The 24,390-nt window shown below is 46.3% G+C and carries 14 protein-coding genes; 9 read left to right on the forward strand and 5 right to left on the reverse strand.

The features are described from left to right. Positions 1-53: 53 nt before the first annotated feature. From FS373_RS02910 to FS373_RS02930, 5 genes are all read right to left on the reverse strand, one after another. On the reverse strand, positions 54-6,224 hold the full coding sequence (locus tag FS373_RS02910; RefSeq protein ID WP_152829000.1) for a non-ribosomal peptide synthetase: 6,171 nt from the start codon (positions 6,222-6,224) through the stop codon (positions 54-56). Between the two features lie 112 nt (positions 6,225-6,336). Then, positions 6,337-7,611, reverse strand: coding sequence for an MFS transporter (locus tag FS373_RS02915; RefSeq protein ID WP_152829001.1), 1,275 nt, complete (start codon positions 7,609-7,611; stop codon positions 6,337-6,339). Between the two features lie 4 nt (positions 7,612-7,615). Further along, the gene (locus tag FS373_RS02920) at positions 7,616-9,583 is read right to left on the reverse strand and encodes a TonB-dependent receptor (protein WP_152829002.1); all 1,968 of its coding nucleotides are present in this window, start codon (positions 9,581-9,583) and stop codon (positions 7,616-7,618) included. Positions 9,584-9,854: 271 nt separating this feature from the next. Then, the gene (locus tag FS373_RS02925) at positions 9,855-10,841 is read right to left on the reverse strand and encodes a helix-turn-helix transcriptional regulator (protein WP_221937424.1); all 987 of its coding nucleotides are present in this window, start codon (positions 10,839-10,841) and stop codon (positions 9,855-9,857) included. 239 nt (positions 10,842-11,080) lie between these two features. Then, positions 11,081-12,052, reverse strand: coding sequence for a helix-turn-helix transcriptional regulator (locus tag FS373_RS02930; RefSeq protein ID WP_144047186.1), 972 nt, complete (start codon positions 12,050-12,052; stop codon positions 11,081-11,083). 523 nt (positions 12,053-12,575) lie between these two features. Between FS373_RS02930 and FS373_RS02935 the strand changes: the two genes are divergently transcribed. From FS373_RS02935 to purF, 9 genes are all read left to right on the forward strand, one after another. Then, positions 12,576-13,265 (forward strand): 4'-phosphopantetheinyl transferase family protein, encoded by a 690-nt coding sequence (locus tag FS373_RS02935; RefSeq protein ID WP_144047185.1) that lies wholly within the window; start codon positions 12,576-12,578, stop codon positions 13,263-13,265. 240 nt (positions 13,266-13,505) lie between these two features. Beyond that, a complete protein-coding gene (locus tag FS373_RS02940; RefSeq protein WP_144047184.1) occupies positions 13,506-14,669 on the forward strand; it encodes a 4-phosphoerythronate dehydrogenase in 1,164 nt (387 codons plus the stop codon). 2 nt (positions 14,670-14,671) lie between these two features. After that, the gene (locus FS373_RS02945; RefSeq protein WP_144047183.1) at positions 14,672-15,688 is read left to right on the forward strand and encodes an aspartate-semialdehyde dehydrogenase; all 1,017 of its coding nucleotides are present in this window, start codon (positions 14,672-14,674) and stop codon (positions 15,686-15,688) included. 202 nt (positions 15,689-15,890) lie between these two features. After that, complete coding sequence (locus FS373_RS02950; RefSeq protein ID WP_152829003.1) at positions 15,891-18,842, forward strand: FimV/HubP family polar landmark protein; 2,952 nt, start codon at positions 15,891-15,893, stop codon at positions 18,840-18,842. Positions 18,843-19,022: 180 nt separating this feature from the next. Continuing rightward, complete coding sequence (gene truA, locus FS373_RS02955; protein WP_144047181.1) at positions 19,023-19,808, forward strand: tRNA pseudouridine(38-40) synthase TruA; 786 nt, start codon at positions 19,023-19,025, stop codon at positions 19,806-19,808. A gap of 338 nt (positions 19,809-20,146) precedes the next feature. Continuing rightward, positions 20,147-21,430 (forward strand): bifunctional tetrahydrofolate synthase/dihydrofolate synthase, encoded by a 1,284-nt coding sequence (gene folC, locus FS373_RS02960; protein ID WP_144047180.1) that lies wholly within the window; start codon positions 20,147-20,149, stop codon positions 21,428-21,430. A 2-nt stretch (positions 21,431-21,432) separates the two neighbouring features. Continuing rightward, entirely contained in the window at positions 21,433-22,104 is a 672-nt protein-coding gene (gene dedD, locus FS373_RS02965; protein WP_144047179.1) for a cell division protein DedD, read from the forward strand. A 112-nt stretch (positions 22,105-22,216) separates the two neighbouring features. Beyond that, positions 22,217-22,705, forward strand: coding sequence for a CvpA family protein (locus FS373_RS02970; RefSeq protein ID WP_144047178.1), 489 nt, complete (start codon positions 22,217-22,219; stop codon positions 22,703-22,705). A 99-nt stretch (positions 22,706-22,804) separates the two neighbouring features. After that, positions 22,805-24,319 carry an amidophosphoribosyltransferase gene (purF, locus tag FS373_RS02975; RefSeq protein ID WP_144047177.1) on the forward strand — a complete coding sequence of 505 codons (1,515 nt, stop codon included), beginning with the start codon at positions 22,805-22,807 and terminating at the stop codon, positions 24,317-24,319. Positions 24,320-24,390: the final 71 nt, after the last annotated feature.

Raw genomic sequence — 24,390 nt, forward strand, 5'->3', positions numbered from 1 at the left:
TCTGGAACTCTGCGCCGATGAATAACAACTCCCTCGGCTTATGCTGTCTGTAATTACTTCACTCGTTGACGACGGCTTATTTTTCGATTGGCTTGTCGTTGCTGCCTTGCCTGTAACGCGTGATCAGGTTGTGACGTTTTGGCCGCTCCAGACACTGCTGCAGCAAGGGACTCCGGCGAGGGATAGGCGAATAAATCCGTGACTGAAATATTCATCCCTTTTTTATGCAGTGCCCCATGTAACTGAATAAGCTGTAATGAGCTGGCCCCAGCATCGAAGAAGTTTTCTTTTTCTCCAATGGGGGTGCTTAGGATTTGGCTAAATGTTTCGCGTATTTGGTTGACGGTTGCTGGGTCGCAATGAGTTCCTCCCGCCCACATTGGACTGAATGTTGGCTGAGTCGGCTCTGGGGTAAAACGGGTTAGGCTCTTGTCTGCCACAATCAGTTGTTCCATTGGCATTTGCCAGCATTCTGGATTGGCTGCCAGCATTTTTAGTAGCTGGATATATTGTCCGAACATCTGGTCCAATAGTGGTTTCGGTAGCAGTGTTTCAACGGCATCCCAGTTCAAGCAGAGATAGCCAGATGACTCGTAGACTTGATGGTCTAACCAAACCTGTGGCGTTTGCGAAATGCCCCAAGCGGGTTTAAGCCAAGCAGAATCGGCAATAAAATCGCCGTCGGAAGTACCGAGCGCACTGGTGAAGACCACGGGCATTGACGTGTTTGCTATGTTCTGTTGACGCGCCAGTTCGCGCATGACCCAAACCGCTGAGATGTCACGGTGTTTTAAGTCTTGCGCCAGCTGCCCTTGTAGACGCTTAAGGCTAGATAACCAGCTGTTTTCCGGGTGCCAAGCGAGCAGGAGCAAAGTGGTAAAATCCCCCATTACCTGATTGATCTGCGGGTGTAACTCTTGTCTATCGAATAAGGTGAGGTTGAGGGTTAGCGATTGATTGTCACTCCATGCTGACAGCGTGGAGGCATACGCGCACATCAATATAGCCGACGGAGTGATCTGATGCCTTGCAGCCATTTCTTTGAGCGCGCGCCACTGTGTTGGTGATAATGTGTCTGCCGAACGGATGAATTTCGGCTTGCTCAATCCGGTGGGGTCCGACTGGATGGGGAGATTGGGCGCTGGCGGTAGCGTGCTCAACTGGTTTTTCCAATATGTTTGCCCCTCTTCTTGTGCGTGTTTATTTGAGTGTTCATGGTCTTTTTGGTGCTTGATATAATCCCTGAAGCTGATGTCCAACTCAGGAAGTTGTGCCAGCGGATCTTGATAGAAGGTTTCCAGCTCAGACAAGAAAATTTGCATGCTGAGTCCGTCGAGCATCATATTGTCCAAGCTGACAAACAAGCGGGCTTCATGGGCCGTATCTTTAATGGCTTCGATACTGAATAGCGGCCAGTAAGCCGGGTTTTTAACCTGATGCGAGAGTTCGTTGCGAATGTCATCGGCTTTTGCACAATCGAGATCATCAAACATATGACAACGAAGCGAGAATGAAGGCACGTCTCTCAGGATCTGTTGTTGATGGTTACGAACCACTGCTCTTAGCATGTCATGACGTTCAATCAGCTTGTCCATTGCTTGATTGAAACGGTGCACGTCGAGCCTTTGCACGCGAAACTCAATAAAAAATTGAGAGCTGGTTTCACCCAGAGCAAAACCTTTCTGGCGCCCAATCCAATAGGCTTGTTGAACCTCGGTCATTGGAAATGGCAGGTAGCGATCTTCTGGTCGTGCAATGAGCGCCTTGTTATCAAGCTGATGGCTAGGATCTGCAGGCTTTAGGGTGGCGGCAAATTCGCCCAAAGTTGTCTTGGTGAATAACTCAGTCAGGTCGCCCTGAAATCCTATTTTTTGTAGCTCGCCAATGCAGCGTGTTGCCAGTAGACTATCGCCTCCTAATAGGAAGAAATCACTGTTTTTGTCCAGCGCGGCTTGATTGAATAATGACTGCCATACTTGCCCTAATACGGTCTCTTTTTCGGATAACAGTGGCTTAGCTTCGGGTGGGTTGATTGAAGAGCCTGTATTGTGTTCGCTGAGGCATTTTCGATCGACTTTTCCATTGGGGGTTAGCGGTAACGCCTCCATGAAAGTAAAGCGTTTGGGGATCATATATGCGGGCAAGAGTTCACTGAGTCTAGCCATTAACTTGCTGGTATCGGGCTTCATCACTGCATTGTTGTTCTTTAATACGTATAAAGCGTGATTGCCGACAATATCCTGATGCTCGAGGCTAAATCCCGCTTGTTCAAATGAAGCTTCAAGTATGGCACCTGACAGTCGCTGTGGTTGCACTGCCTCCAGTACTTGTGCGCTTATCAAAGCGCCTTCACCGAACTCTGTCACTTCAAACACCAGCATCATGCCGCCGGGAGCAAGCAAGGTTTTAACGTCATTGAGATAGTCGATAGGATCTTGTTGGCGGTGCAGTACATTGTTCAGCAGTAGTACGTCTGCTTTGTTAGCCATTATTGCTGTTAAGGCAGAATCATGATGCCGGGCTTTAGCATGTGTCAATTGCTGAAGGCGTGAGCTGGCTTGGTGGGTCATCGACAAGGATGGATCCACAGCGTGATATTGAATTTTATCGGGTCCTAACAGGGTGGCGAATTGACTTGCCAGTAAGCCGCTGCGTGATTCGGTTTCAACCACAGTGATCGGTTTACCCAGTTTGGCAGACAGCCTGGAAACCGCGCCGATGGCCTTAGTGAACAGCACTTTCAGAGAGGGGGAGCTCATGAGTAATGATTCTGGTGATAGGGGACTGTCGAGCAGCGCATACGCTGGGGTATTGCCCGTGATTATCTGCCTAAGAAGCTGGTTTAATTTAACTAAGTTAGCCGGTGAATGGTTTAGTAACCAAGAGCTTTTGGGTACTTCTGGGGCTAACTGATAGGTCGGATAACGACCATTTACGTGTTTTTCTGCCAGATTATGTTGGCAAAGAAGTGCTAACCATTGCTCGAATAACTCAGTGTAACGTTCAATGGGGCCGTAACTCTGGAGCCATTCCTTTAGCGATTTCGGCGAGAGACTGTCGGCCATACAAGTAGACAAATGCTGGTGCAAGAAGCCTCCAACATCGGCGTCTTGCTCAGCGGTTTTTGTATCCACACCTTGTCGGAATAGCGTTTGGTAGTTATTGGGTAGAGACGGGTGGGGCTCAACAATTGAAAGTAACTCTACTCCTTCCGTTACCACGAAGCCTTCCAGTTGTTTATCTTTGCTGGCTGCCAGGCTAAGTGCAAGCGTAATACCTTGGTTAATACCGTCGAGACGGTTGAGTGCGGCATCTATTTCGCCAAGTTCTATGCGGTAACCGCCAACTTTTACCTGGTTGTCTTTACGCCCTAAAAACTCTAACGTCCCGTCTGGCCAGTAACAGCCTGTATCTCCGGTGCGATACCAACGCTGGGTCGCGCCTGTCTCAGAGCAAACCCGTTCGATGAACTGTTGTGACGTTCGTTGGTTGTCGTTCCAGTAGCCTTGAGCCACTCCGGCTCCGCCAATCCATAACTCTCCTTGAACCCAGTCTGGACAGTCCCGACCCGCATCATCGACCACTCTAAATGCCTGATTTTTTAGCGGGTAGCCATAAGGCACTGAGCGCCAGTGGGGATCGGTTTCATCGACAAGGTATTCATTCGACCATATGGCGGCTTCGGTTGCCCCACCCATGGCGCTGAAGGTGCCTTCAGGTTGAAAATGACGGTACCGTTCAGGTAGTGATAGATCTATCCAATCGCCAGATAACATCACAGTTCTAAGCAGAGACGGGGAGTTGAACTTCATTCCTTCGCAGAATGTGAGAAACATATTGAAAAGGGCTGGGACTGTGTTCCATAACGTGATCTGGTGTTCCGACACTAGGTTATCCCATGCCATTGGATCGCGAAGTTGGTTTTCTTGTGGCAAGACCAATGCGCCACCAGCTGCCAGCACACCAAAAATGTCGTAGACAGATAGGTCAAAATGCAAAGCAGAAAGCGCGAGAACCCGGTCGTTTGGGGAGACCTTGTGGTGGTCATTGATGTCCACACATGTATTGAGTGCCGACTGGTGGGAGATCATCACCCCCTTGGGTGTGCCAGTTGAGCCTGACGTATAGATTATATATGCCGTATCTTCTGGCCTGCGTAGGGGGGCTGGCAATGGCAGAGTGGGCCCTTTTGCATCCTGCCAATTGATGTGGATTGAGTCAGTCCACTCAAATTGAATTATCGCGGTTTTACAGCGTAAGACAATGCGGATGTTGGCATTGGCGACAATGGTTTGCCTGCGGCTGATGGGTTGATTTGGGGCAATAGGAACATACACACCACCGGCGTAAAGAATGGCGAGTACTGCGACGATTTGTCCTGTGCCTTTTTCCATACTGACAGCGACATGATCGCCACTTTGCATGTTGGCCTCTACCAGTAAATGGGCCAACTTTCTGGCTTTTATGGTGAGCGCATCATAACTCAGTTGCTCGTCAGAGCTGATGATCGCAATGCGGTCCGGGTGTAAGTTTGCTTGCTCAAATATGCGGTCGTGAAGTAGCCCAGGTGGTAATTCACCCTGAGGCTGATTCAGTTTACTGCGTATGCTTCTTTGTGTTTTAGGCTGTAAATCAGGGAGCGGAACATGCCAATGTTGATTCCCCTCCAGTAGGTGTTCTATCAGTTGAACGAAAGCATGAAACATGGTCTCCATAAGACCGTCAGGGAACAACTCATCAATGCCATCCCATTGCAGAATGATCCCATCACCTTGTTTAAATGCAACAAAGTCCAGCCATACCTGAGGCGTTTGGGATATGCCCCATCCCGGCTCACCGAGAGGTCCATCGGTGTCGTCACCAAATAGGGACTTATTGAGGTTGCTGGTAAATACAATGGGCGCACCATGGGGATGAGTGCCGTTCTTCTTCAGATCGCGAAGCACCTCGACCCCGGATATCATGCGGTGCTCATAAAGTTCCGCAAACCGGTTTTGGTGAGCTTTGATGAGGTCGATAACATTGGCGCCATTAATTTCGCTATCTAATAGCAAAATATTGGTGAAGTCTGCCAGCATGGTATTGACGTGATCATTGAATGGGTGGCAATCAAACAGTGTTAAGTTCAGCAATAGCTTGCTCTGCCCGCTCCAACGAGACATTACTGCAGAGTAAAGCGTGGCGAGCACCATGGTTGGTGTTACCAGATTGCATGACGCCAGTGCTTGAAGCTGTCGCCATTGAATATGACTTAATGGGTGTCTGCGGCGACTAAATTGTGGTTTGTTTACTTGTGTAGGCTCTTTAGCCAGAGGCAAATTTGGGGCGGCAGGTAAGGTTTCCCATTGTGATTGCCAAAAGCTGGCTGCTCGTTTTTTTTGTGTTGCAAATTCGGTGGATTCTTGGTGCAGGTAGCTGCGAAAATCGTAATCTGGCGATCGGTTTTGCAGCGGTTCACCTTTAAGTAAAGCTGATAGCTCGTTGAAGAATAGGCTAAAGCTTGATGCGTCCATCACCAAAAGATCAATGCTGACATGCACGCGGGACTTGTGCTCATGCAGCAGCGAAATATGAATGTCGATGGTTTGGCCGTTTTGCACATCCAGTACTCGGTGACTTAGTCGATCACGGATGGACTTCATTTCATACTCAGCGTCACTTTCAGACAAGGCGGTGAAATCGTGTCGCGTTACCTGATACTTGCCAATAGGCGCTTTCCAGCGTTGCATCCCGTTATCTTGGAATGCGACACTGAGCATTGGGTGGCGGTTAATCAGTGTATTAACCGAGGTTTCAAGCTGTGCGGGGTTAAGATAATTGGCGTTAAACTCTTGATACAGGTGGCAGCTGTTCCCTCCTAAAGGTTGGCTTTCGTCGCGGCCAATGTAATACGCAAGCTGTACTGGTGTCATCGGGAAGGGGCTACCATCGGTCATGATGGGATAAGGTGTCTTTTCCGGCTTGACGTTATTGGCTTTGGGGCTTGATCTTAGCTTTAACTCTACCAGAGTTTGGATCTCCGCGAGAGTCGGGTGCTCGTACATCTCTTTTAATGTGATGTTGCATCCAGCCCGACGAAATTGGTTAACCATGCGCATGAGAAACATCGAATCGAGTCCAATTTCAAACAGGTTGTCGGTGTCACTGAGTGCATTGCTGGAGATGGCAAATGAGTGGTAAATCGCCTCCCTAAATTTTGATACTATTTTTTTCGAATCTGACATATCGGCATCTTATCTTGGCAAATTTTAGGTAAAAGAAACCCAGCCGTTGACGTGTGCAACAGCTTAGACTGGGTAATTAACTGGACAGCCCATGAAATGTGGGCTTTAGAATTTACTTATTTTTTTCTTGGGCACTGAAAATGCTTATATTAAAAGATCTTTGATCGTGGGTACGAGTGGATTGATGTAATGTAAACGCAGCTAAAAAAGTGGCTATGATGGCCATGGTGTAATGGACCTTGTATCCAAAGTTGGCAATAATCCAGCCGCACAATATGGCCATTACGATTGCTACTATCATGTCCATGGACTGGAAAAAGGAGAAATCAACACCTGCTTGTTTGCCGTACGACCATTCCATCATCAGCGTATACAAGGCAACGAACTTGGCCGCAAAGATGAAGGCATTAATGACAAAAAGGACCTCCAGTCCATACGGTAAGTGGATTAACTCGCTGGAGTAAAAAAAGAATCCAGTATAAACAATCATTTCTGCTAATAAGCAGTAAGTCACCATCTTGATCGCGCTGATATGTTTAATTATCCATCCGCTGAAGGCTATCCCGATAAACCCAGTGATGGCGCCACCGCCAGCAGTGAGTAACCCCAGGTTTTCCAGATTAATGCCTCTGTCGTACAGGAAAGGCATCATCATAGATAACACGCCGCGCGTACCCAATTGGCACAGGGCTATCAGTAGTAAACCTTGTCTTATTTTGGGGTTTAAAAAAGCACTTTTAAGAGAGGGTATGTGGCCATCACTTACGCCAGATTGTGTCGTGTTTTTGCTAAACAACTTAAAAGTAGGCAATGACATGATCACCACGAGTCCAATTAGAACAAATATGGCGATTTGCCAATTCATGGTTCCTGTTAGGTAGATGAACATCCCCCCTCCAAAAATGGCACCCAAATAGGCGCCTCCCACTTGCATGACGTTACCGACTCTTCTTTGTGACTTGAGCAACTGATCTACTGCCAGTCCATCGGTGCTGATGTCAGCAAAGGTCGATAGCAGGGCTAGCACTAGCACGCAGGCAAAAATTAGCGTGAGCTGGTGCAGCGCAGAAGTGAGTGCCAAGATCCCAAGTACGACAAGCATCATCACTTGAGCAAACAGGATGAGGTAACCGTGATTTTTGAGTGTGCGACCTTGCTTCCTCAGTGACTCTATATAGGGTGACCAAAGAAACTTCAATGCCCACGGCAGCATGGCGATATAGAAAAGACCGATTTGGGAGGTAGAAACACCTTCTGATCGCAGTACTGCAGGGAGGCCTTGCAGTGTGAACATACCGATCAAGCTTTGGATGGTATAAACCCCTGCCATTACGCTCAGCAGTGATGTGAGTCCTAAGCCCGGAACATTACGGATAGTGGACTCCATCAGGTTACCACTCCATCTTCACGTTCAGACCCACTTCTCTGCTGGTGCCATAGTTGCTTAACGCAGGTCCACCCATAGAGAAGGAGTAGGTTTTGTATTCTACATCCGTTAGATTATTGCTGAACAAACGGAAGGAGAGCTTGTCGTTGAACGCGTAATTAACGGCGAAGTCTACCAAGGTGTAGCCTGACTGGGACAAGGTGTTTCGCTCGTCGAAGAACAAGCTTGAAGTGTAACGTGCGTTGGTTATCAGCGACACTTCGCCATCAAGCAGTGATTGTGGCAAGAAGTACTCAATACCAGCGATTGCTGTCGTATCAGGCGCATATGGCAGTGTGTTGCCTTGAAGACCTGCATTACCTGACTCAAATGTCGACTTTCCTTGTGTGCCCCCCAGTGTCAGCGTCAGGTCTGTGGTTGGGTAGAAAGCCAGCTCAAGCTCTAGCCCATGGCTCTTGGCCTCACCCAAGTTTTTAAGTATTTGACTGCCTGGTACACCGGTATAAAGTTGCATATCTTTGGTTTCGATCCAATAAAGTGCGCCGCTCACAACTAGAGTGTTTTCGACCAAATAAGTACGCCAACCTAGCTCTCCATTCAGTGATTTTTCAGCATCATAGCCGTCTTTATCACCATAACTTCGAGGGACGGGGCTAAATCCTCCTGGGCGGTAACCACTGGTTAAAGAAGCGAATATTCTGGAGTCTTCATTCACTTGCCAACCAATGGCGACTTTTGGAGAAAGCATACTTTCAGATTTCTCTTCATTGTAGCCAGCAATCATCCATACTGGATTACCATCAAAGTCAGAGCTGGTAGACAAATGAGAAGCGCGCAGGCCAAAGGTCAAATCCAGAGTGTCAGTTACCCCATAAGTGGTTTGACCGAACATCGCGTAAGTATCGCTCTTGATCGTGTTTTTGGCTCCAACTCCTGTACCTACATCTAACCGACGGCTTTCAAAGTAGCCGCCGAATAATGCTGACAGTGATTCATTAAAGCGGGTGTTTACCAGTAGCTCTTGACTCAATGTGTTTTGATCTTCTTCCCAACTCCCCCCAATAAATTGACGATCGACATCTCGGTTTTGGTATGCCGTAATACTGGTGAGTGTCACGTTGCCGAGGTCATAGCCAATGTTAATTGAATAGGTGTTTACTTGGCGTTCTAACTCAGGAATATTCTGGCTAGTTTTTTTGTTATCGAATTCAGTCTGAGTGAGGTACCATTCTTCATTACTGTCCAAGTAATCAGCCGAAACAGAAAGAGTCATGCTCAGAGGAGAATCTTCCGGTATGAAGTGAAGGCGAGCAACGCCACTGAGCTCTTTGGTTTCGTTTGCTTTTTCTGTGTTGGTTGGAACATGGGTGATGTTGCCTTCATCGGTTAAAGAGCGGATAACCAAATCTGCATAAGTGGAGTCGCTGAGCTCAATTGCTGTCGAGCCATTAAGCTGATGACTCTGGTTGCTGTAAGTCACGCCTGCCGACGCTTTGGCTTGGTCGGTTGCTTTTTTAGTGATGATATTAATGATACCACCTTGTGCATTACCGCCGTACAAGGTTCCCTGTGGGCCTTTGAGTAATTCAACATGCTCAACGTTTTGTAGTTGTTGTGTGAGAAAAGCACTGTCTTGCAAAATGCCATCTACATAGATGCTAACCGTAGGAGAATAGTAGTCTGGTGAACTTATGCCACGAATAGTGGTGTTGGCGTAGGTTCTGTTACCACGAGTTTGGATCACTAAACCTGGGAATACTTTCTCGAGATCTTTAACCTCAAAGATCCCGGATTTTTCAAGTTCTTCGCCTGTTTTAACGCTAACAGAATTGTCCACGTGCCTTAATGGAACATCTTGCTTGGTGGACTTAATTATAATCACTTCATGATAGTTATCTTCTGCAAGCGTACAGTAACTTATTGTTGCCAAAGTCATTCCAAAGGCGATGGGGTTGAAGTATTTCCTGTACATCTCAAGTATATCCTTTCATTTAATAACGCTGAGCATATAGTGCAAATTTGGGAGAGTATTCGCTAACTCAATAAGGTGAAAAAAAAGCGAGAACCGACGTTTTTCCGCTCTAACTGTATGACCTTATAGATCGTAATGGTTAATAATTGGTGAGGCTTTAAAAGGTGGGTTTATGTTTATATTGGTGTGTCCAAGGTATGACTTAACCGTTTTTACTGATTGTCTGAGAATCATTAAGCGCTACACGCCAGTCAAGTTAGTGTTGACGTTATCAGTAACATGTAAAGGTAGGGCGTGCTGGTTTTTGGTTTGAAGATAGAAAACAAGAAGGTTTGCATCCTAATTCTTTTTTGAATGCGGCAGCAAAATGACCAGGGTTTGAGTAACCGACTTCCTGAGCCACATGACAGATAGGGAATGCTCCTATCGATATAAGCTCGACCGCTTTGGTCATTCTTTGTTGGATAACGTACTGATGAATCGTGGTATTGAACTCTTTTCTGAACCATTGTTTTAAAGAGGTTTCGTTGGTGCCTACCCGACGTGATAATTGGGTTATTGTGGGCGGTAACATAAACTCTTCGTCTAAGATCGCGATCGCTTTTTCTAGACCTTCACTTTTGTCAATACGGTGACTTCTGCTATTGTTTTCAATCAAATAGCGTGTAACATCGCTGATGAAGGAATAAGCAAGGTGTTGATGTATTGAAGCGTTAGACTGGCTCATTGGCTCTGACAGCTTTGAGGCGATACGACAGAATTGTGCATTGGCGGGCTTCATTAAAATAAAGGGTTCTCGGCATTCCAGTAATCGCTTGGTTTTTTCTCCAATCTGCATAATGTCGATGTATTCTAGCAACAGACTTCTTGGGATCTGCAAAGCAAAAAGATGACTTGCTTGAGGTTGATATCTGCACAGTCCAGTCCGAGTATCTGAATAACATAGCGCGATAGAATGGCTCGGGAAAATTTTGGGCGAGTTCAAGCTGTCAATCTGGTAATAAACAGCGTTGCCCAAATTGAGCATGATGGTAATAGCGTCGTACTCGGTCTTGTCTAGGGTATCCAGTTGCGTCGGTGCGTAAAAGTTCCCTTTAAATAGGCTAAGGGTGACTTCTTTGTTAAGCCTATGGCACCGTAAAGAGAATTCGCAATGGGTATGCTTGAATACCATATTTCCGTTGGTTTGAATGGACTCTTCCATTAAGTCCAAATTAAAGGGCAGTGTATAGTAAGGCATATTTTCATTTGCAGTCATTAATGGTAATGAGAAACATTACCATTTGAGTTTGTTTGAGTCTATCATTACCTAAGTGAAAACGGCTAGGTTGGTAAATAAGTGAACCTTAGCTGGAATAGGGACACCTGGTTTTTTCCTTATCTTTTTTAGTTAAATAAATGTGATTGGGCTGCGCAGATTTTATCATGGCAGGGACACACTGCCATGTGAAATATGAATGCTGCTACCAGCAATGCATCACTCAGCCGCGAGCCTAACTAAGAGAGATGGCGATTTTTTCGGTATTGAAAAGGGGGTTGTCCAAAGTGCTGTTTAAACAGTTTAGTGAAATGCGACGGGCTGGAATATCCAACGTTGAAGACAATGTCAATGATTGGATGCTCTGTGGACTCCAGTTCCTTTGCCGCTACTTCCATGCGTATTTGTTGAAGAATTTTGGAGAAGGTATTGTTGAACAATAATTTGAAGCCTCGTTTGAAGCTGGTTTCATTGGTGCCTACTGCGTTGCATAGTTGTTTGATGCTCCAGTCTTCACCTGGCGTCGATGTGATCAAACCGTGAGCTTTGCGGATTTTATTTAGCGTGTGGTTAGACAGACAAGAATATTTATCATGTTTCTTGTTGGTCATGATCATCTCTAGCTGGTTGAGTAGCTTAGATAAGCATTGGTAAGCTTGTGACACTACAAATAGGTTACCCGTTGCATCCGATGCTTTATCGGCACTTTCGCTTTTCAGTTGGTTGATGAATTGTTGAGTTTCAATGCTCGTGTCGAAAACGAATGGACGATTTTCAGTGCGTGGGTTAATGCCATTATCCTCAAATTTCTCACTCATCTGTTGATAAATCGACATCAGGTATTGACAGTCAAACCGGATGTCAGTGATCTCTACGTAGCTTTCAACTTCGCTGATGAACACATCATTGAATGTGTTAGCAGAGAATATCAGCACGCTTTTTCCTTTCTGCAACAATAGTGGTTCGTCAGTGCCTTTGCTCCATCGAATGTTGTTGCCTTTGACGACAATAAGGAGACGGAGGACAACATTTTTCTCTTCAGAACTGGCTTGATATGACGTACAGCCACCGTAGCCGGAAAGTGTGTGTATTTGGCACCCCAAACAGCCACCAAATGATTGACATGTTGGCGTTTCCAGATTGCCGTGGTCGATGTAGTGATTCGTTATTGGGATAGAATTTGAGTGAGTTTTTGTGAAAATGTTGTTCATATTAGTTACCGTTTAAAACTTCTTGGTCAGCTAGTACGCAAATATTTCAGTGGCATGAATGGACATGCGCTGCACGGAATGATCTGTAGTGATCGCTGGTATCTCATTGCTATTCCATTGACAGAGCAAATTTCATAGCAGAAACCAGAACGCTATTCTGTTGAGCATCTCACTTTCTGTCTACTCGAATTGGTAGTAATTTAAGGGCATTATTAACTCGAATTGAGTAAAAGACTTAGTGTCAAAACGGCTACCTAAGTTCGATCCCGGTGCTGAACTTAGGCAGAACCGCTAAATATAAGTGTTGTCCTAACCATTCCCTTCTCAATTTAATCTTTTCTGTAAGTCATCACCATGGCATCGACTTCACTGAAGAGACACTTATGACGGTCTATAAAGTCTGCCAGGGTGCTATTTGTAAAGTTCATAGGAATAAATTGCTAACAAATTTAGAAAAGATAACAATGATTATCATTATCTTTTCTTGGGGGCTGTTGCTATTGGGGTCTTGGTGTAAAAAAAGATGAATATTTTGAATTGGCCTTCAAACCTTCAGCTTAGCTATCTAGGTGTGAGGTATAAACCAGAATATGAACAACTGATGCTCAACGAAGGCGTCACGCTGCCACTCTCATTAGAGCGAGCTATGCTAAAGCGTCGTTGTGAGTTTTTGGCTGGTAGGATTTGTGCCAAACGTGTACTTACAAAATTACATATTAATACATCAGAAACCATCAAAATTGGTGCTGGTCGTCAACCCCTTTGGCCAGCAGGAGTCTCAGGGTCAATTTCGCATTGCGATGGTCATGCCGTTGCAGTGGTAGCCTGGCAGGAGGAAAATGTGATGGGGGTTGGTATTGATATTGAAAATATCGTTTCCTCTGAGTTGGCTCAAAGCATACATGAACAGATTATCTCTGAAACAGAGTGGGGTTATTCAAGGCTGTTTACTGATTTTCAATTGTTTTTGACCTTGATGTTTTCTGCAAAAGAATCCATTTATAAAGCAATTTACCCATTTATTAATCAAATTCTGGATTTCAATTCTGTGAGCCTTATTAATGTAGACTTGAACAGATGCGAACTTTTTTTTACTTATAATACCTATCTTCAATCCGTGTTTGGCAGGACAGAAGCTTTGGTGGTTAGATATCAAATCAATGATGGTTGCTTGCTTACTTGGTGTAGTGTTTCCCAAAAGCATCTATTTTAAATGGGATAGGTTCATATATGTAGGGAATGTCATCATGGTACCTGAGTATCATTGGCCCCTGCGATCAGAAGTGCTTCATAAGGGGATCTTTACCTAAAAGTCAGTTCAGTATCTTACTTCTCGCTCGCTTGAAGCTAAGGCGAGAACAAAGATAAAAATGTAACCAGCTTCATTCTCAAGCTGCCCCTACCTTGTTAGAATGTGCCATTCAACGCATTCACCTCACTTTTGGAAGTTAAAATGAAGATCCTTGCCGATGAAAACATGCCTTATGTACAAGAGTTATTTGGGGATTTGGGGACGATTGAAACCGTTAATGGCAGGGAGCTGACGCCAGAGCAGGTTAAAGATGCCGATGTGCTCTTGGTACGCTCTGTGACTCAGGTCAATGGGTCCTTGTTGTCGCTTAATAATCAGCTTAAGTTTGTCGGCAGTGCCACTATAGGTACAGATCATATCGATACCGATTATCTTGCGAGCCGTGACATTCCCTTCAGTAATGCGCCAGGCTGTAATGCTACGGCAGTGGGTGAGTTTGCCTTTATCGCCATGCTGGAGCTCACTCATCGTTTCGGCGGAAAACTTAAAGATAAGACTGTGGGTATCGTGGGGGCGGGTAACACGGGGTCGGCGGTGGCCAAGTGTCTTCAGGCCTATGGCGTGACTGTTTTGCTACATGATCCGGTTATTCAAGATAGCGATCCCCGTGACTTTGTCTCATTAGATGAACTGATAGCTCGCTGTGATGTGATAAGTCTTCATGTGCCTATCACTAAGACTGGTGAGCATAAGACCTGGTATTTGTTCGATGAAGCCAGACTCAATAGCTTAAAGCAGGGTACCTGGCTGCTTAATTGTTGCCGCGGTGAGGTGATTGATAATCGCGCGCTGATTAAGGTCAAGCAAGAAAGGCCGGATATCAAGCTGGTACTCGATGTGTGGGAAGATGAGCCAAATCCTATGCATGAGCTTATTCCTCTGGTCGAGTTGGCGACGCCTCATATTGCGGGTTACAGCCTGGAAGGTAAGGCTCGCGGCACTTATATGCTGTATCAGAAGCTGATGCAGGTACTGGGCAGAGATGCTGATAAATCCATGATGGCATTATTACCGTCTCTATGGAGCGCTCAATTGGATATCGAGTCGATACCCAATGAGAAGTCCCTGCTGCAACTCGCACGTTTTATCTATGATCTTCGTGATGACGATGAATTATTTAGAAAAACCATCCTTGATGATTCATCAAAAAATGCCCAAGTTAATTCTTCTAATAACAATGGGTTTGACTTTATGAGAAAAAATCACAAGCATAGGCGTGAATTTAGTGCCTTAAGGCTAGTAAACACTGGGCATTCTGATGTAAATTGGCTGACCAATTTAGGTTTTTCAGGAATCGGACAGTAATTATGTCGCAAGAATTCAATGTTGTCGTATTAGGTGCATCGGGCGCAGTGGGTCAAACCATGATAGAGATCCTCGAAGAGCGCAATTTTCCCGTTGCGAAATTATTTCCTCTAGCCAGTAGTCGTAGCGCTGGTGGTACGGTCAGCTTTCACGGTAAACAGGTAGAAATTCTTGACGTAGACGACTTCGATTGGTCTCAGGCGCAGATAGGCTTCTTCTCTGCCGGTGGTGATGTGTCTGAAAAGTGGGCGCCTATCGCAGCTGAGAACGGCTGTGTTGTCATCGATAACACCTCTCATTTCAGATACGATAACGATGTACCTCTAGTTATCCCTGAGGTTAACCCGGAAGCGATTGCCGATTTCCGTAACCGAAATATCATCGCTAACCCAAACTGCTCGACGATTCAGATGTTGGTTGCACTTAAACCTATCTATGATGCATTCGGTATTTCACGTATCAATGTCGCCACCTATCAGTCAGTGTCGGGCTCAGGCAAAGTGGCTATCGAAGAGCTTGCTGGCCAATGCTCTAAGCTACTTCAAGGTCTTCCTGTAGAGCCTAAGGTTTATCCAAAACAGATCGCCTTCAACGTGTTACCGCAAATCGATAAGTTTATGGAAAACGGTTATACCAAGGAAGAGATGAAGATGGTCTGGGAAACTCAGAAAATCTTCGGTGATGACAATATTGTCGTCAATCCGACTGCGGTTCGGGTGCCGGTATTTTATGGTCATTCGGAAGCGATACATCTGGAGACCATTCAACCTGCCGAAGCCGAAGATGTTAAAGCTGTGTTGCGTGAGGCTCCGGGGATTGAATTATTTGAATCCAATGAAGAGTATCCTACGGCAGTAACTGAATCTGCTGGCACGGATCCTGTTTACGTGGGACGTGTACGCAAAGACATTTCTCATTCACACGGTATAAACCTTTGGGTTGTATCTGATAATATTAGAAAAGGTGCGGCACTAAACAGTGTTCAAATAGCCGAGGTGTTGATTCGCGATTATTATTAATTTCGAATGTTATAATAGGTTAAACGCCTAATTTGATGAAAAAGTCTGCAATATGCAGGCTTTTTTTGTTTTAGCAGTTGTTTTTGAATTGTGAACAGTAGCAGACCTGTGATTTCTGGTTTATAGTAATCTCAATAAATACAATTGCCTAAAGCTTCGCTGCTGGAATTGCAGCATCACTGCGCTTGAAAGGGAAGAATTGATGAACTTTCGCACTTCGTATCTTGTCGGTCTGATGGCCTCAGCTCTACTCGTTTTTTCTGTTAGTCCTCTGGTCCAAACGGCTTTTGCTGCTGAGCCGCTGAAGATCACTGGCCCCGATGGTGAGATGAGGCAAACTAATCGTCAGTATGGCCCGACTCGGTCTTCCGATACTTTCTGGAGCATAGCTCAAAAAGTTCGCCCTGATAACAGTGTCAGTATCTATCAGGTCATGGCGGCTATCTATGATGCCAACCCTCATGCTTTTTCTAACGCCAACTTTAATAGTCTAGAAAAAGGCATGATACTGCTCATTCCGTCAAAAGACTTGATGTCGGCCATTCCTAAAAGTATGGCTAAATCGCGGGCTGAAAGAGATGATAAAGGCTGGAAGAAAACGACTCAGCCTAAAGTTGTGCAAGCAGCACCAACAACACAAGCCCCAACAAGTACGCCAGCCAGACCCGTCACCTTACCTATTGTCCCAGCCGACACGAGTGTGGCTCAGAAACCTGCAGCAAACCAGGTTTTGACCGAGCTAACGGCTAAGCTCGAAGCGGCGGAAGCTAAAAACCTGCAACTCACAGATGAGCTAGGCAGGGCTCAGGATCAGTTGGATTTAGGCGATTCAGATACAGATACATTGAAGAATAAGATTGGCGAACTCGATGAACAGGTTGCCATTTTAGAAGAGCAGCTGCAAGCGAGTAAGCTGCAAGGTGCCGGGCTCAGCGAAGAAGTTAAATCTTTACAAGAGCAGGTTAATGCGCTGCAAACTGCTGAGCCTGAGGAAGATACAGCACTGTGGCGTGATCTGATGAGCAACCCTCTGATGTTAATCGCGGCTATCTCTATTCCCGCATTACTGGTATTGGTGTTTTTGTGGTTATTCTTAAGACGTCGCCGTGATGAAGGCGCTGGTACAGAAGAGGAAACTGCTAAGGAAATTGATGTTGAGGATACACCCGTGCCGAGCGCCCCTGCTGAAGCAGAAGCTACATCGGCGCCAGCAGAAGATCTTGAAGCCATGGCAGTTCATCTAGATACCGAAGATGATGACTCTATCGATTCACTCATGAACATAGATACGGCCGAGTTGCAGCCGGAAGTGGATATGAGTAGTGATGACCAGGTGGATCTGGCCTCAGATATGTTTGTTGATACAGGTGAAACTCCGAGTGAGGAAGCTGTCGAAGAGGAAGGCCAGTCTTTGGATGACCTCTGGGCCGAGGCGATGGGGGAGCAAGATGAAGAGGAAGCTAAAGCGGGTGAAGACGATTTAGATTCTCTACTAGCGGGTTTCGATGAGCCTGCTAAGGATGAAGCCCCAGATGAAGAGGCTCCAGTAGAAGAAACCCCTGTTGAAACTGACACTGTAGAAGAGAGCACTGAACTTAGCAGCTCTGATGATTCAAGCAGTGAAATCGTCTCAGCGGATGACCTGGATTCTCTGTTAGCGGGTTTCGATGAGCCTGCCGATGCAGTAAGTACTCAGGTAGAGCCAGAGAGTGAGACCGAAACCGAAATTCAGAGTGAAGTTGTCGCAGAAGATGATTTAGATTCGCTTTTAGCGGGCTTCGATGAGCCTGCCGATGCAGCAAGTACTCAGGCAGAGGCTGAAACAGAAAGTGAGACCAAAACCCAGAATGACCTTGTCGCAGAAGATGATTTAGATTCTCTATTAGCGGGGTTCGATGAAGCTGTCGATACACCGAGTGATGATGCTGCTAATCTTTCAGAAGAGATCGCTGCCGAATTAGAGCAAGATGTCACTATGACCGCCGAGGAAGATACATCCGGTGAAGAGATTGTTGAAAAAGAAAGCGCTGACAAAGAGAGCGCAGACGATTTAGATGCCTTACTGGCAGGGTTCGATGCGCCTGCAGAGGATACCAGCGGCGAGACGATTGTTGACCCCGATCTTAGCGAGGCTATTTCTGCCGAGCTCGAAGGTGAAGTGGATGCAAATCAAGATGCCAGTGCTGAAGATCTTGATGCTCTGTTGGCGGGTTTTGATGAAAAGAATGATGCACCAAGCCAAGACTCTCCGGTAGAAGACGCTTTAGTAGAGGAAAGTCCTTCTGAAATAGCTGCCGAGCCTGAGGACGATCTTAGCGAGGCTATTTCTGCCGAACTCGAAGGCGAAGTAGAGACGACTGCAGATAGTGAAGATGATCTTGATTCATTACTTGCCGAGTTCGATATTGCCGACCAGCTCGATATACCTGAAACCTTGGATGACAGCCTGCTAGAGCCTAGCGCTGAACGTGAGCCTAGCAGCGACGATGCGCTGGACTCATTGTTAGCCGACCTTGAGGCTGTCGATCCTAAAGCTGGCCAAGACCCTGTGGCAAGTAAACCTGCTGGCGGCATGTTTGCCGATCTCAAAGGCGGTAAGAAAGCCGATGATAACAGCCTAGATTGGGAGTCGAGTGCCGATGTCCAAGAGCCAATCATTGTGCCTGCGAGTAATGATGAGCTGCTAAGTCCATCATCAGATGCTAGTGACAAAATTGCAGATAGCGAAATTTCTTTGAATCTGGATGAAGAAAAGCTAACTGTCGACGAAGCACTAGCCGCTCTCGATGCTAAAGAGTTGTCTAAATCTCCTGCGGTCGCAGTACCTGAACATGACCTTACCAGCTTCCAGAAGGACAATGGTTTTATCGATATCGATCGTCTACTCAATGAGGCTGATGAAGAGGTGGTGGACACGGATCAATATAAAGAGCTAGATGTCGACATGGGAGAGCTGGACAGCCTGATGGGTAATGCTGCCATGGTGGACGTTGATGATGAAGAGAATTCAGTCAATGCCAAGTTAGATCTCGCCAGGGCCTATATAGAGATTGATGATAACGACAGCGCGAAAGCCTTGCTTAAAGAGGTGCTGCTCGATGGTAATGACAGGCAAAAAGAGGAAGCGAATGGTTTAATCACTTCCTTAGATTAAATTTGTCCCACTTCTAAAAATAACGGCGCATCAAGCGCCGTTTTTCTTATCTGTAATTCAAGTGTGTGCTAAAATCCGCGCCCAAATAGGTTAAATAACTTCTCTGGGTTTTCTTCATAACGAGCTAACCCCCATGATTGATAGCATGAGTGGCGACAGAGACAGGTTCAAAGAGGGTGTATGCGAGTAGCGTTAGGTATCGAATATGATGGCAGCAAGTATTATGGCTGGCAGCGTCAGCTCGAAGTTGACACGGTCCAGGCTCAATTAGAGCGAGCCCTGTCAAAAGTAGCCAATCAACCCATTACCGTTCACTGCGCGGGTAGAACCGACTCAGGCGTTCATGGTACGGGACAAGTGGTTCACTTCGAGACTACGGCTATTCGTAAAGAGAGTGCCTGGACCTTAGGCGTGAATGTGAACTTGCCCGATGACATCGCGGTCAAATGGGTGAAGCTGGTCGATGAAGATTTTCATGCTCGCTTCTCCGCGACGGCCAGACGTTATCGTTACATCATCTATAACTATCATTTAAGACCCGGGATCTTACGTTCGGGTGTGAGTCATTATCGCGGTCAACTCGACGAGAACAAGATGCATCATGCGGCGCAGCATTTTGTCGGTGAGCATGACTTTACCAGTTTCAGAGCGCTGCACTGTCAGTCTAAAACCCCGTTTCGACATGTCCATGAGGTCAATGTGACCCGCCAGGGCATGTACTTATGTGTGGATATCAAGGCGAATGCCTTCTTGCATCATATGGTGCGAAATATCGTAGGTTCATTGATTGAAATTGGTTTAGGTCATCAGAATGAAGACTGGATTGTCGACCTGTTAGCGCTCAAGGACAGAAGCAAGGCGGCCCCCACGGCGAAGCCGAATGGGCTCTATATGGTTGATGTGACCTATCCGGTTAAATATGAACTGCCAAAATTAGCACTCGGTCCGCTATTTATGTTGGATTGATAGCGCTGCTAGGCATCTATACCCAAACTACTTCAAAATACAGGATTCAGCATGTCGAGAAGTGACAGAGTTCAAGGCATGAAAGAGTAGTACTAGTTATTCTAATTCAATATTTCATAACGCAGAAAAATGTTGCTTCTCGCCTTGCCCTGCGGGAGCTCCCGTAGAATAACTGCACTGCGTTAGTGCTATCGACAAGGGAGTAACCATTCTCTCAATCACTGCCTTGTTCAGCTATCCTACGGGGGCTCTGAAACGAGCACCTTGAGGTAGCTTGGGTATATATCGGCACCACTGTGTGGTGAAATTTCTAATTAATTATCAAGAGCAGAATAATCATGATTAACGCTCCCGCTCAAGATGCCAGTTTAGATATCTGGTTAGATTACTTGCTCGCCATACACCCAACTGAGATAGAGATGGGGCTTGGGCGAGTATCACAAGTGGCCGATCGACTCGGGCTTAGGGATCTCGGTACCACTAAGGTGATCACTGTTGCTGGTACCAATGGCAAGGGAACCACCTGTGCCATGGTCGAACAGGTGTTACTTCTGGCAGGGGAAAGCGTCGGCGTTTATAGCTCGCCCCATATGCTCAAATACAATGAACGGGTCCGTATTGATGGCAAAGATGTCGATGACGGGCTTTTTATTCAAGCATTCGATGCCATCAATCAGGCTCGTGGTGATATCTCCCTGAGCTACTTCGAGTTTGCTACTTTGGCAGGCTTATATATCTTCAAAGCGGCTAAGTTAGATACCGTGTTATTGGAGGTCGGACTGGGCGGCCGATTAGACGCCATCAATATTATCGATGCCGATATTGCCGTTATTACCTCAATCGATCTCGATCACCAAGAATATCTTGGCGATACCCGTGAGTCCGTGGGCATGGAAAAAGCGGGCATCTTGCGCGCCAATAAACCCGCGATAATCGGCGAGCCTGATTTGCCAGCCTGTGTGGTTGAATATGCCAATGATCTAGGTGCAGTGTTACATCGCGTCGGTCACGAATTTAGCTATCGCTGTGAGGCTGGTTTCTGGCAGTTTAGCGGTCTACAAACCATTAGTGATATTCCTCTGCCTTCGCTGCCATTGCCCAATGCGGCAACGGCACTAGCCTTACTCGAGCTGGGCTGGCCTCGACTCAGTGATGACATCATTCGCCAAGGCATACAAGGGGCAAGACTCACAGGTCGGCTCGAAGTGGTCAGCGAGCAGCCTCTGGTCTTGCTTGATGTGGCCCATAATCCTCATGCCGCACGTTATCTGGCTAAACAGCTTGAAAAGCATCAAGCTAAGCGGTTATTTGCTTTATGTGGCATGTTAAAAGATAAGGATTGTCGTCAAGTTATCGAGACGCTGGCACCACAGGTCGATATGTGGGCATTTTCCAGCCTAAAAACTGAGCGTAGCGCCTCAGGAGAGGCCCTCAAAAAGGTATTTGTGGAACACGTTCAACATACAGGTGGCGCATTGTCCGATGCTAAGCACTTCGATTCAGTAGAGTCGGCTTGGCGCGCAATTGCTGCAGAAATATGCCAAGGAGATGTAGTAATTGTATTTGGCTCCTTTTACACTGTGGCAGAGTTTAAAAATATCGAACTGGGTGGTCGTGATTAATCATGGATACAAAGGATAAAGAGCAAGATAACAAGTCGTCGGGTCATTTTCAGAACCGTTTAGTGGGCGTCATAGTCTTCGTTGCATTAGGGGTCATTTTCCTCCCCGATGTTCTCGATGGCAAGAAAGTGCAACAAGAAGAACAATTTTCCGAGATCCCCCTGCGTCCTCAAGTTGCCGAGATGACCTTGCCCGATGAGGCGATACAAGCGGTTGACCTCAGTGACAAGGAGCAAGCGTTTCAGCCTGAAGAGCAGGTCGCTACATCCGATTCTGGAAAGTGGGAAGTGGTCGAGACAGAGCCAAAACCACAGCAGACGGTGACTACTAATGTGAAGCCACAGAGCAAGCCCAAGAGTAAACCTAAAGTTAAGCCAGCTGTGAAGCCGACGAATAAACCTGTTGTTGAGCCTGTTGTACCGACGAGTTCAGCCTATACATTACAACTAGGCAGTTTCAATAATGCCGCCAATGTTAAAGGCCTTATCAGCAAGCTTAGAGCCGGAGGTTTCAATGCCTATACCTTGCCGACTAATCCCGTCGATGGCAAGTTGACTAAGGTGTTTGTCGGGCCTGAATTCTCCAAATCTAAGCTGCAGTCGCTTCAACCTGGTATCGAGAAGTTGACCAAGCTTAAAGGACGAATTGTCGCTTATCGCCCAACGGCCTCTTAAGCGAAAACTGTGATTAGAGATCGAAACAATAAATTATCCCATTTGGGGGTGAGAATGTGCTCGGTCTCTGTTAAAATCCCGCCGTCTTAACCCTATGTCGGATTATCATTAAATGGTTTGGATCGATTACGCCATTCTCACTGTTATCGGAGTCTCGACTCTAATCAGCTTGCTTCGTGGTTTCGCTAAAGAAGCCATGTCTTTAGTTGTCTGGTTTGCAGCCTTCTTTGTCGCGAGTCAGTTTTATCAAGACCTCGCGGTTTACCTCACCCAAATGCAAGATGAAATGCTTCGTAATGGCGTCGCAGTTGCTATTCTATTTATAGCGACACTTATCATCGGGGCGTTAATTAATTATCTCATCGGTCAGTTGGTCGACAAAACTGGGTTATCCGGGACCGACAGAGTCCTGGGTTTGTGTTTCGGTGCCTTGAGAGGCGCCTTAATTGTCAGTGCGTTACTGTTTTTCCTGGATGCGTTTACGGGCGCACCCAATACGGATTGGTGGCAGAGCTCAACACTCGTGCCTGAATTTGGCGTTGTTATCCAGTGGTTTTTTGACTACATAGAAAATACGTCAAGCTTTGTACCCAAAATATAAAATGCATTAAAGCATTAGTAGGTTTAGCTTAAGTCGATTCTGACTTTTGCGACTAAAAATTATAATTATCAGAACATCTTACAATGAGGAATCTCACCCATGTGTGGTATCGTCGGAATAGTTGGCCGGTCATCGGTTAATCAGCCTATCTATGATGCACTAACCGTACTCCAGCATCGCGGACAAGATGCTGCTGGTATCGTGACTGTTGATGGTAGTGCGTTTAGATTACGTAAGGCCAATGGTCTGGTAAAAGACGTATTTGAAGTTAAACATATGCAACGCCTGCAAGGTAACATAGGTATCGGCCATGTCCGTTATCCAACCGCAGGCAGCTCGAGTGCATCTGAGGCTCAACCTTTCTACGTAAACTCGCCATTTGGTATTTCATTAGCCCATAACGGCAATTTGACCAATACTGTAGAGTTACATCAGCGTCTGATTAAACAGCGCCGTCACGTGAACACCACATCTGACTCTGAAGTCTTGTTAAACCTGCTGGCCGATGAGCTTCAGCAGTGCAAAAACGAGAACTTAAGCGCCGATGAAGTGTTCGATGCGGTGACTAATGTGCACGCATTGATCCGTGGTGCTTATGCCGTTGTTGCCTTGATAATTGGTCAAGGTATGGTTGCTTTTCGTGACCCATTCGGTATTCGTCCTCTGGTACTGGGTAAGCAAGAGACCGAGAACGGCGTCGAATATATGATTGCTTCCGAGAGTGTGGCACTCGATGCGGTTGGCTTCGAGCTGATGCGCGATATCGCGCCGGGCGAAGCCGTGTATATCTCCCAAGATGGTGAGCTATACACACGTCAGTGCGCTAAAGATCCCGTCTACGCGCCTTGTTTATTCGAATTCGTTTACTTCGCACGTCCCGACTCAACCATAGATAAAGTTTCTGTCTACGGTAGCCGGGTGAACATGGGCGCTAAATTAGGTGAAAAAATTAAGCGTGAATGGGAAGATCATGACATAGATGTGATTATTCCGATTCCGGAAACGTCATGTGACACTGCGTTAGAGATAGCGCGTCACTTGGATCTTCCATATCGCCAAGGTTTCGTTAAAAATCGCTACATCGGCCGTACTTTTATCATGCCTGGTCAACAAGAGCGTAAGAAGTCGGTACGTCGTAAACTCAATGCCATAGGTGTCGAGTTTAAGGGCAAGAATGTCTTATTGGTCGATGATTCTGTGGTTCGTGGCACGACTTCAGAGCAGATCATCCAGATGGCTCGTGAAGCCGGCGCTAACAAGGTGTATTTTGCCTCTGCAGCTCCTGAAATTCGCTTCCCTAACGTCTATGGTATCGATATGCCAACGGCGAGTGAGTTGATTGCTCATGGTCGTGATGTGGACGAGATCAGTAAGATGATTGGTGCCGATGGTATGATCTTCCAGGATCTTGAAGACTTGGCTGAAGCGGTTCGCATGGAGAACCCTGAGATTAAGCGTTTCGAGACCTCGGTATTCGATGGCAACTACATCACTAACGATGTGGATCAGGCTTATCTGGATCATATCACTCAGTTACGTAATGATGATGCTAAGGCTAATCGCAGCAAAGATATCGGTACTAATTTAGAGCTTCACAACGTTTGTCATCCATAAACACTCGCTTAATAGTGAGTGTCTTCTTAGCGAAGGCAAGTTAACGTTTAGAAAGCCGACATATCAACTTT

The sequence above is a fragment of the Shewanella sp. YLB-07 genome, from assembly GCF_009377275.1.

Excerpts from the sequence above, each read along its gene's own strand:
- FS373_RS02950 (WP_152829003.1), top strand. The coding sequence starts at position 15,891 with ATGAACTTTCGCACTTCGTATCTTGTCGGTCTGATGGCCTCAGCTCTA.
- truA (WP_144047181.1), top strand. The coding sequence starts at position 19,023 with ATGCGAGTAGCGTTAGGTATCGAATATGATGGCAGCAAGTATTATGGC.
- folC (WP_144047180.1), top strand. The coding sequence starts at position 20,147 with ATGATTAACGCTCCCGCTCAAGATGCCAGTTTAGATATCTGGTTAGAT.
- FS373_RS02915 (WP_152829001.1), bottom strand. The coding sequence starts at position 7,611 with ATGGAGTCCACTATCCGTAATGTTCCGGGCTTAGGACTCACATCACTG.
- FS373_RS02925 (WP_221937424.1), bottom strand. The coding sequence starts at position 10,841 with ATGACTGCAAATGAAAATATGCCTTACTATACACTGCCCTTTAATTTG.
- FS373_RS02970 (WP_144047178.1), top strand. The coding sequence starts at position 22,217 with ATGGTTTGGATCGATTACGCCATTCTCACTGTTATCGGAGTCTCGACT.
- FS373_RS02930 (WP_144047186.1), bottom strand. The coding sequence starts at position 12,052 with ATGAACAACATTTTCACAAAAACTCACTCAAATTCTATCCCAATAACG.
- FS373_RS02940 (WP_144047184.1), top strand. The coding sequence starts at position 13,506 with ATGAAGATCCTTGCCGATGAAAACATGCCTTATGTACAAGAGTTATTT.
- dedD (WP_144047179.1), top strand. The coding sequence starts at position 21,433 with ATGGATACAAAGGATAAAGAGCAAGATAACAAGTCGTCGGGTCATTTT.
- FS373_RS02945 (WP_144047183.1), top strand. The coding sequence starts at position 14,672 with ATGTCGCAAGAATTCAATGTTGTCGTATTAGGTGCATCGGGCGCAGTG.
- FS373_RS02910 (WP_152829000.1), bottom strand. The coding sequence starts at position 6,224 with ATGTCAGATTCGAAAAAAATAGTATCAAAATTTAGGGAGGCGATTTAC.
- purF (WP_144047177.1), top strand. The coding sequence starts at position 22,805 with ATGTGTGGTATCGTCGGAATAGTTGGCCGGTCATCGGTTAATCAGCCT.
- FS373_RS02920 (WP_152829002.1), bottom strand. The coding sequence starts at position 9,583 with ATGTACAGGAAATACTTCAACCCCATCGCCTTTGGAATGACTTTGGCA.
- FS373_RS02935 (WP_144047185.1), top strand. The coding sequence starts at position 12,576 with ATGAATATTTTGAATTGGCCTTCAAACCTTCAGCTTAGCTATCTAGGT.